Annotated in this window: 12 protein-coding genes; all 12 read left to right on the top strand. The window is 32.8% G+C overall.

From position 1 onward, the window contains the following. The first annotated feature begins 712 nt into the window (after positions 1 to 712). The 12 genes from J3U57_RS07980 to J3U57_RS07925 all read left to right on the top strand — a co-directional run bounded on the left by J3U57_RS07980 (position 713) and on the right by J3U57_RS07925 (position 9,560). Positions 713 to 1,018: a phage holin family protein gene (locus J3U57_RS07980; RefSeq protein WP_267334192.1), complete on the top strand. Its 306-nt coding sequence runs from the start codon at positions 713 to 715 to the stop codon at positions 1,016 to 1,018. 2 nt (positions 1,019 to 1,020) lie between these two features. Next, positions 1,021 to 1,461, top strand: a complete 441-nt coding sequence (locus J3U57_RS07975) for a D-Ala-D-Ala carboxypeptidase family metallohydrolase (RefSeq protein ID WP_267334193.1) — start codon at positions 1,021 to 1,023, stop codon at positions 1,459 to 1,461. A gap of 708 nt (positions 1,462 to 2,169) precedes the next feature. After that, entirely contained in the window at positions 2,170 to 2,397 is a 228-nt protein-coding gene (locus J3U57_RS07970) for a phage tail terminator-like protein (protein ID WP_323849457.1), read from the top strand. Between the two features lie 20 nt (positions 2,398 to 2,417). After that, positions 2,418 to 3,077 carry a phage tail protein gene (locus tag J3U57_RS07965; protein WP_267334194.1) on the top strand — a complete coding sequence of 220 codons (660 nt, stop codon included), beginning with the start codon at positions 2,418 to 2,420 and terminating at the stop codon, positions 3,075 to 3,077. A gap of 12 nt (positions 3,078 to 3,089) precedes the next feature. Beyond that, positions 3,090 to 3,401 (top strand): phage tail assembly chaperone, encoded by a 312-nt coding sequence (locus tag J3U57_RS07960; RefSeq protein ID WP_267334195.1) that lies wholly within the window; start codon positions 3,090 to 3,092, stop codon positions 3,399 to 3,401. 62 nt (positions 3,402 to 3,463) lie between these two features. After that, the gene (locus J3U57_RS07955; RefSeq protein WP_065798292.1) at positions 3,464 to 3,706 is read left to right on the top strand and encodes a DUF1799 domain-containing protein; all 243 of its coding nucleotides are present in this window, start codon (positions 3,464 to 3,466) and stop codon (positions 3,704 to 3,706) included. Between the two features lie 377 nt (positions 3,707 to 4,083). Further along, positions 4,084 to 4,290 carry a hypothetical protein gene (locus J3U57_RS07950; protein WP_065798291.1) on the top strand — a complete coding sequence of 69 codons (207 nt, stop codon included), beginning with the start codon at positions 4,084 to 4,086 and terminating at the stop codon, positions 4,288 to 4,290. A 140-nt stretch (positions 4,291 to 4,430) separates the two neighbouring features. After that, a complete protein-coding gene (locus J3U57_RS07945) occupies positions 4,431 to 7,091 on the top strand; it encodes a phage tail tape measure protein (protein ID WP_267344019.1) in 2,661 nt (886 codons plus the stop codon). A gap of 15 nt (positions 7,092 to 7,106) precedes the next feature. Further along, positions 7,107 to 7,448 (top strand): phage tail protein, encoded by a 342-nt coding sequence (locus J3U57_RS07940; RefSeq protein ID WP_065634665.1) that lies wholly within the window; start codon positions 7,107 to 7,109, stop codon positions 7,446 to 7,448. 61 nt (positions 7,449 to 7,509) lie between these two features. Further along, on the top strand, positions 7,510 to 8,244 hold the full coding sequence (locus tag J3U57_RS07935) for a phage minor tail protein L (RefSeq protein WP_267334198.1): 735 nt from the start codon (positions 7,510 to 7,512) through the stop codon (positions 8,242 to 8,244). A 1-nt stretch (position 8,245) separates the two neighbouring features. Continuing rightward, complete coding sequence (locus J3U57_RS07930; RefSeq protein ID WP_267344020.1) at positions 8,246 to 8,968, top strand: C40 family peptidase; 723 nt, start codon at positions 8,246 to 8,248, stop codon at positions 8,966 to 8,968. Continuing rightward, positions 8,958 to 9,560: a tail assembly protein gene (locus J3U57_RS07925; RefSeq protein ID WP_267344021.1), complete on the top strand. Its 603-nt coding sequence runs from the start codon at positions 8,958 to 8,960 to the stop codon at positions 9,558 to 9,560. Before J3U57_RS07930 ends, J3U57_RS07925 begins: the two co-directional genes overlap by 11 nt. Positions 9,561 to 9,563: the final 3 nt, after the last annotated feature.

Here is a 9,563-nt window from a genome sequence, read left to right as displayed (position 1 = left end):
AATAAGCATATATAATTAGTCCATAATCAAAATTTAAACGCATAAAAAAGCCCGCTAGCAATAGACGGGCTTTTTTGTTATGTGAAATATTTGCAAAATAGGATATTTGGCTAATTAAATTAATTTTGAATTTGAGTCGTTCGAAATAGGGTAATGCAAATATTTAGAGATTAATTAGGTAAATAATCAATAATATATTAAATTTGATTTGATAGTGTATTAATGCTCTTAAATGATACCAAACATCTTAATTCATCAAGAAAACAAGATAATCTTTTGCGTATCAATGTTATTTACCTTTTATCGATTTCTACTTGCTACAACAGTAGCAATGATTTTGATGTAAATTAGTCTAATTGACATTATAAAAATGTTTATTGGTAAATATTTTATAATTTTATCAATTTGTTATATGAAATTACTATTAAAAAAAGGAGGCGGCAACTATTTTTGATATTGCATGATTAGAAAATAGTAAAATATTAGGGATATTGGGTTCAATCGTTTATTACTCATTAAAATTAAATAATTTGTCTAATAATGACAAGATAAAGATTAAGAAATTCATAGTATTATGCATTATTTCTAATACATGTTCTTTTCAATAAAATTAACCTATCACATTGTTTTTATAAATTATCTTTCCTATTTTAAATAAACAAAATCAGCGGTTAAATTCAATTACCGTTGTTAACTTATATAAAGATTTATTATGCCTATAAAAGATCCTAACAACATTAATTGGTATGTTGTCATTTATTTAATGATTGTCACCTTATTGGGCTCATTAGCGAGTTATTGCTATCACGTGCTCAATGGCAACAAATTCAATGTCTGGGTGTTATTTGCACAAATATTTATTTCAATATTTGCCGGTCTATTGGTTGTACTGGGCGCAAGTTATTTCAACTGGGAATTTGAATTAGCAGGAGGCGTAGCTGGTCTAGCTGGTTGGTCTGGTGCAACCCTAATAAAAATACTCGAAGAAAAACTGTTAAAAAAAGCTAAAGGAGAATAACCGTGAAACTTACAGCAAACTTTAAATTAGAGGAATTTACTAACTCTCTATTAGCCAGCAGATTAAAGATAGATAATAGCGTGCCTACAGAGTTGATGCCTAATATTAAATTCACCGCTGCAAAGTTGGAATTAGTCAGACAAGCTTTAGGAAAGCCCATTATTATTACTTCTGGTTATCGTTGCCCTGCGCTAAATGCGCGTGTTGGTGGAGTCGCAACCAGTGCCCACACGCTAGGATTAGCCGTCGATTTTCATTCGTCTTTTGGTACACCTAAAGAAATTTGTCAACGATTAATCGATGCAAGAGTTGAATTTGATAAGCTTATTCAAGAACATAATCAATGGGTACACATAAGTTTTAGTCCTACATCTAACCGTCAACAGGTGTTAACCGCGATAAAAAACAGTGGAAAAACAACATATGTAAATGGGTTAATCTAGTTACTACTCTTACTTTAACCTTATCAATTTTGCTCAGTGCTTAAATGAATTTTGTTAACAATAGATGTTGGTTATGTCTAGCAACTACAAAATTTTTTGAATGGAATCAATTAGTTTATTAATCAAGGGAAAGATAAGCCTGATACGCTGGTAAAACAAATAAGTATCGATATTTTACAAGACATCGTCTTCTACCCCCTTCGAATAACTCATCTCAAATTTCTTGAATTAGAAAATCATCAGACAGATTTTAGTCGACAATTTGAGTCCAATTGGCACGTATCATCTGATACTACAGAAGTAGAATTAGTTGATAAAGAAAATGTCAATTACATTGATTCTACTAACACTTCAAAATACTGCATGGCACAAATAAAAATATGTTTTGTGATGTGCAATTCATTTATATCACTAATCACATTCAAAATATTACTCGATTGGAATTTGATAATGTAAGACATACACCAAACAAAACGATCAGAAAAGCAATATTGAAAGCATAGATATATTCTAATAATAAACTTAGTAAAGAGGTAAAAATTGATTTTTGCCTATTTCGGCACGGCTTGAATCATATCTTGAAATAGTTGCAAAACAGGTACAATTATCCATTTTTGATAAAAATGTTACTATTCAACAGAACGATAATGCTTATTTAAGATCAACTTTATTACCAGCGATCACAACCTGTTTCGATTTGGACAGTGAATCAAGAGTTTATTAAGGTGTTTATCAGTACCAATCAATACGGGCAAATCAGATGCTTTGCGTATATGTGATGCGATTATTGCTCACTTCCCACTTAATTTAGAGTTAAAAAAAGACAATTTTGCGCTTTATATTAATTCTGTACCAAGTGCTTATCCTACTATAACGGATAAAACCACTTACACTATTCCCGTCAGTATGAATTATCTTGCTGACACTTTAATGTAATAAAATAAAGGAGTTAACACATGGGTTTTGCTTTACCTAATGGTGCACGAGTTTACGTGCAAAAATCAAAAGATGCTAAGCTTGATTTTAATCTAATTACTAACGATAAAGAGGCTGTCGTGACATTAAAAGCTGGGCATGGACTTAATGTTGATGACGAAGTTGTTATTGCTTCGTCATGGAATAAACTAAATAATGTTGTGGCACGAATTGTACGTGTTAATAATACCGATGTCACTTTAGGTAATATTAACACAAGTAATGTTAATGTATTCCCAGCTAACGAAGGCTTTGGTAGTCTTACTAAAATTACCGATTGGGAACGATTGCCACAAATTAAAGAAGTAGCCAGCGAGGGCGGTGAACAACAATTTGTACAAATTCAATTTTTAGAAGATGAAACAGAACGTCAATTACCGACGATAAAATCAGCTAAAACCAAAACTTTTACCATTGCTCATGATAGCTCATTACCGATTTATCCTTTACTACAAAGCTTAGATCAAACCAATGAAGTTGTGGCTATGAAAATGTATGTACCAAAAGCGAATGAAACACGTTATGACGCGGTGCGGGTTTCATTTGATCCAACACCAGAAACCACAATTAACGAAGTTGAAACAGTAAAAATTAGTACCACTGTTGAATCACCCGCTATTACATTTTATAAAGATAAATAAGGTGAATGGTCAATGGCAAAATTTAAATTAATTGCAGATCCCACTTTTAAATGCAAAGTGTTAATTGCTCGGCCTGGCCAAGAAGACGGATCAGTTGAGTTTACTTTCAAACATTATCCAGTCAATGAACTTGCTAAATTTGAAGATGAACTGAAAAATAATGGTGTTATTGATTTTATCATGAAAATTGTCGCTGGTTGGAGTTTAAATGATGAATTTAATCAAGACAATATGCAAATTTTATTAAATAACTATCCATCTGCTTCACAAGCAATTACAACAACTTACTATAAAGAATTATTTGGTCAACGCGAAAAAAACTAATTGAGCTTGTCACTGCGTTATATACGCCTGAACCTTCTCAAGATGAATTAGCTGCTTTTGGTTTGTCTGAGGATGATTATGATGGCGAATTTATAGAGATATGGCAGGATAATTTAGATTCATTTCGATTATTTAAAGCCATGTCAACGCAATGGCGTACAAGCATGAGTGGACTAATCGGGCTTGATTATAATTGCCTTCCTTGGGTGATGAAAGTGAATAATATTTTAGAAAGCGAAACGATTTTTCACGATATTCAACTAATGGAAAGCCAAGCCTTAAAAATAATTCATAAAACCAAATAACCGACGAAAGTCGGTTATCTAACACTTGTTATTTTTAATCTAAATAAGATAAGCGATAAGTCACATCTATTTATTCATAAATGAGCAATGGAAAAACGAATCGAAACGGATTTATTACCAATAAAAAATAGCATAATAAATTAATTTATTGATATTAAACAAATAAAGATTGTGATAACAAAATTGAAATAATCATATTAAAACAGCCTAGTGAAGGTGCGCAAACAAAAGTTATTGATTAATTTGCAATTTGTAAAATTGCAATAAACAATCAAATCTAAATTACAAATAGCAAAGTAAGCATACATAATAGAGCCATTAATGAATCAATCCATTTATTAGATTTATAGAAAATTAAGTTAGTTAAGGAAATAGAGATGAACAGAAATATTATTATTGCCGAATCAGATTTTGATAAGTTATATGCAAAATTAAGTCATATCACCGCTATATCTGAGTTATTAATTAGTGATATGGGCAATTCGCATTGGGCCGATGAGACTGTGCTAAATAGCATTTCAGCGATTTCAACCATATCAAATGAAATGCAAGATATAATAACCAAAAGACAAGAAATAAAGTAAGCACTATTATTGTTGGTAATAAATTCCTTAAATAATATTTAGCAACAGATTTAATTTAAGATTGGCTTCTCTATTTTAGTAGAACAACTTATTACTTAATAAACTCGCTTTGGCGGGTTTTTTTATGCCTGGAGAGTATTATGGCAGAACAAATTACATCGCTAACGTTAAAAATTAATGTTAAAAGCGTTACAGAAGTAAATAAACAGCTTGATTTTTTTGTAAAAAAATCAAAGGAATCGGCTGCGGCAATAAATACACTAGGTTCATCGACTGAAAAAAATCTAAGATTTTCTGAGAAGTATACACAATTACTTGTAAAAAATATTAAAGCGATAGAATTAAATTCTAAAGTACTAGAAAAACAAAATAAAGAATTAATGATTCTATCAAAAGTTATTTCTCCAGTTAATGATGAATTATATAATCTTCTTTTAACTCAAAATAGGTTATCTAGAAATAATGGATCAGATTTTTTTGATGCTCACTCATTGAAATTTTATGATGAAATGATCGAGAGTTCTCAAAATAGTTTATTAGAACTGATTGAAATACAGAAGGATTTTTCTGCTTCAAATGATCAAATGAAAGTAACACTTAGTTCGCTTTCTGATCAAATAAAAGAGTTATCGGAACAATCACAAAAAAGTAAAAATCCTCTTTTATCATTTGCTGAATATGGAGTTGAAATTGGGGCACTATTTAAAAATCCGATAGCAAGTATAGTAGGAACAATAGCTGAAATTGGAATTGTTGTTGGTAATGATTTGATTTCCTATTTTTCTAAATCGACAACAGCAACAGAAACACTAAGAAAAGCGCAAGAAAGTTTATATAATGTAATAAAAATTAATCAAGACGGCATTGCTTCTTTCACAAATGAGATAATTAAATTAAATAAAATCAATCCTAAATTAGCGCAAGCAACAGTTGAAGTTGCTAAGCAAGATGCTAATCAGACTCTTAGTTCATTAAAAGAAACGCTAAAACAATATTTTGCTAAAGATAACGTAAATATTTTTAATGATATGGATTTTATTAAAAAAAATCAGCAAAATCCTGGTGGGAGTTATAAATCTGGAAGTTCTATTATTGATGAAGAAAATAGACAACAAGTACAAGAAGAGATAGAACGTAGAAAACAAAAAATTGAAAATGAAGCACAAATTTTAGCGAAAAAATTTAATACAGAAAAGCAATTAATATTAGAAATCTATCAAAAAATATTTGATATTTTATCTACAAAAGATTCAGCTTCATCCTCAAAAAAATTAAATGATTTAGCTGTATTTGTGTCAGATTTAAAATTCAAAGCAGGAGAGGAAGATGACTCATTAAATGATCTTATCAAATTATTAAATGGCTTGGTTGTTAAATCTCATGATGCTGTTGTAAGTTTAAACACTTTAAATGACTATAATGGAAACCCAAACCCAAACCCAAACCCAAACCCAAACCCAAACCCAACAAATAATAACATTAATTCTTTCAATTATACGCCAAAGCACAATTTATTAGAATCTAATAGAGAAGTTGAAAAAAGCTTACAGATTCAATTGCTTTCTTTAAAAGAGCAAAATACAACAGTACAAAATATCACGGCTGAACGAAAAAAATACTTAGAATTTCAAGCTCAAATTAAAATGCTTGAAGAAGAAACAGATAAAAGCAAATTAACGGCTGAAGAACGTTATTTGTTGGCTAATAAATTATCTCTAAGTTTGCAGTATGAAAAAAATGCAGCTATAGCAGAAGAAATTAATGCGCTTAACAAAGCACAACAAATAAAAGAAAATATTTCTGAAACTATATCTCAGTATAAAAATAGTATTACTGATAAAAAAGCAACTTTTGGCATGAGCTCGGCTGAAAGTGCCCATTATTCTGAGAGGATTGAACTAGAAAGAAGAAAAGAAAAAGATTTAGATCCTAGTAATCATCTCACATCAGAAGATATTGTTAGCATCACTCAAGATTACATATCAGCAGCCAATCTTTTAGAACAACGTTATGCCTTAGACGATACACAGAAAAGTGATTGGATTATGGGATTAAAAACTGGTTTAAAAGAATTTGCAGAAACCTCTTCAGATGTATTTAGCGCAGCCAAAGGGTTTGCACAAAATACCATGGGCTCTATGGCAAATATGATGACTCAATTAGTGACGACTGGAAAAGCCAATTTTAACGAGTTTGCCCGTTCTATCTTAATTAATATTATTGAAATTATTAATAAGCTAATACTAGCCCAAGTAATTCAAACAGCTTTAGGGTGGATGGGGTTTGGTGGTGGAGCAAGTAAAGCGACAGGGGGACTTCAAGATGCCTACAGTGGCGGCGAAATTCGTGGTTATGCAATGGGTGGTAATGTTGGATATGCGTTAAACCCAGGGGGCTTTACCGGTCGAGGTAATAAATATCAACCAGCCGGTATTGTTCACAAAGGTGAATTTGTTTTCACTAAAGAAGCAACCAAACGTATAGGAGTAAATACACTTTATGCATTAATGAATGATAAAAAACAAGAGTATGCTAATGGTGGATATGTCGATGTTGGTCAGGCTTCACCCATTGCTTTTACTCGTCAATCGAATCAATCAACAAGTGCTGTAAATGTATCGGCAAATATTGCCGTTAATATGTCATCAGAAAACAACTCAGCAACAACTACAACAAATAATATTGATGCAAAAGCTGTTGAGGCTCAAGTTGGTGCCGTTATACAGCAACGCATGAATGAGATGATGAAAAAACTTGTTTCACCAGGTGGTGACTTATATAACGTAATGCATGCAAGATAAGTTATTGGAGAGGTTATGGCAGTAGATAAATTTCAATGGAAAACAATGGGAAATCCAAAAGTTTCGGATCTATCCAATATTAATGAAATTAGTTTTGGCGATGGTTATACACAATTATCAAGCACCGGTATTAATAGTACTACAGAAGAGTGGCAATTGACTTATATGGGGCAACAAAGCGAAGTTAAACAAGTTCGCGCTTTTTTAAATTCTCATATTATCAAATCTTTCAAATGGACTAATCCCTATGGTGAAGAAAAGTTATACCGAGTCGTAAATAAATCTATCGAATCAGAATTTATGGGGGGAAATGTTATTTCATTATCATTCAAATTTATTCAGGCTTATGCACCATAAATTATTATTACCTATTCAATTAACCACCTTTAGGTGGTTTTTTTATGTCTGGAGAACATAAATGCCAATAACACAGGACTTACAAGCACTTGAAGGCAACGAGCTAATTCAACTTATTGAACTTGATGGTACAAAATTTGGATTAGATGAAGTCCTTCGCTTTCATGCGCATAATGTCTCATCAGAGGGTTGGGCCTCTTTTGTTGTTGATAATTTACCTTCTATTAAATGGCAAGGAAAAGAATACTTACCTTACCCTTACGAACTAAAAGGTCTTGAGTTGAGTAGCACAGGCGCCCAACCAACACCAACGTTATCAGTTGGCAATATTGAAGGAAAAGTGACAAGGCTTTGCTTGGATTATGCAGATTTAGTTCAAGCAAAAATTAAAATCCATACCACAATGGCTAAGTATCTTGATGCGGCCAACTGGATTAATGGTAATCCAAATGCAGATCCAGCTCAAGAACGCGTCCAACTATTTTATGTAAATAGCAAAAAAACAGAAACCAAAACTATGGTTGAATTTGAGTTGTGTTCACCTTTTGATATCCAAAATCTACAGCTACCAACAAGGCAAATTACCACTGTTTGCACTTGGTGTATGCGTGGCTGGTATCGAAGTGGTACTGGTTGTGATTATGCTGGTAATAAATATTTCACCAAAACTGGTGATCCAACGGACGATCCAGCAAAAGATGTATGCGGTGGACTTTTAAAAGATTGTAAAGCAAGGCATGGTAATGCTTCGCTTCCTTTTGGTGGTTTTCCTGCAGCTAATTTACAGAGTAAGTAATATGAGACAAAAATTATTAGATGCCATAAAAAATCATGCAGAAAGTCAATACCCAAATGAAGCCTGTGGATTGATTATTGATACGGGTAAATCACAAAAATATGTTCCTTGTCAGAATATTTCTGATAATCCTAAAGAGCATTTTTTGATTGCCGCTGACGAACAGTTACAAGCCGAAAAGTTGGGCGAAATTATCATGATTATTCACTCTCATCCTGATGTTGTATCACTAGTGCCATCTGAATTTGACCGTATTCAATGTGATCATTCAGGTATTGAGTGGGGCATTATATCTGTACCAGATGGTGATTTTTGCACAATATCACCGCGCATAAATCGAGATTATACCGGACGCCAATGGCTACTCGGGCATGCTGATTGTTGGTCACTGATTATGGATTATTATCAGCGAGAATATAATATTGATTTAAATAATTATTCGGTTCCAAGGCAGTGGTGGGAAAGCGGAACAGAACATCTTTATGATGATAATTGGCAAGCTGAAGGATTTGTTGCAGTCAACATCACTGAAATGCAAGTTGGCGATATCATCATGATGCGTATTGGTGCGCAAGTGACCAATCATGCTGCTATTTATGTTGGTGACAATCTTATTTTACATCATTTATACGGTCAATTATCGACTCGTACGCCTTACGGTAAATATTTTCGAGATAGAACAGTTCGCATAGTACGACATAAGGAGTTATTTCATGCTCAGTAATTTAACACTAAAAGGTGCAATGGCTAAGCAGTTTGGTAAAAATCATCAATATGATGTGCAAAATCTTAAAGAACTATTACGCGCACTATGTGCAACGATCAAAGGATTTGAAAAATACATGTGTTCAGCGCATTTAAAAGGTATTAAGTTCGCTTTTTTTGTTGATGGCAAAAATATTGGTATTGATGAGTTTGATATTAATGCGAATGGTAAAAATTATATGATTATGCCAGTTACACAAGGTGCGAAAAGTGGAGGTATGTTTCAAATTATTATTGGTGCAGTTGCATTAGTTGCAGCGTTTTGGACTGGGGGCGCCAGTTTAACTTTATTCGGTGCAACAATTGAAGCTGGAACAATTCTTGCGGGAATCGGGGTTAGTATGATGTTAGGGGGAATTGTGCAACTGTTGACTCCACAGCCTAAATTTAATGCAGGTAAATCATCGAGTGCCGAAAATAAACCCAATTATGGATTTGGTGGGCCAGTGAATACTAATGCTGTTGGCTATCCAGTGCCTGTTTTACTTGGTGAGCGTGAAATTGGTGGCGCGGTAATTAATGCCGGTATTTATTCAGAAGATCAACAGTAGGGG

This window comes from Gilliamella sp. B3464 (assembly GCF_026536145.1).
Lineage (GTDB): Bacteria > Pseudomonadota > Gammaproteobacteria > Enterobacterales > Orbaceae > Gilliamella.
The sequence above is the reverse complement of the archived record's forward strand: the minus strand, read 5'-3'. Positions and strand labels throughout refer to the sequence as shown.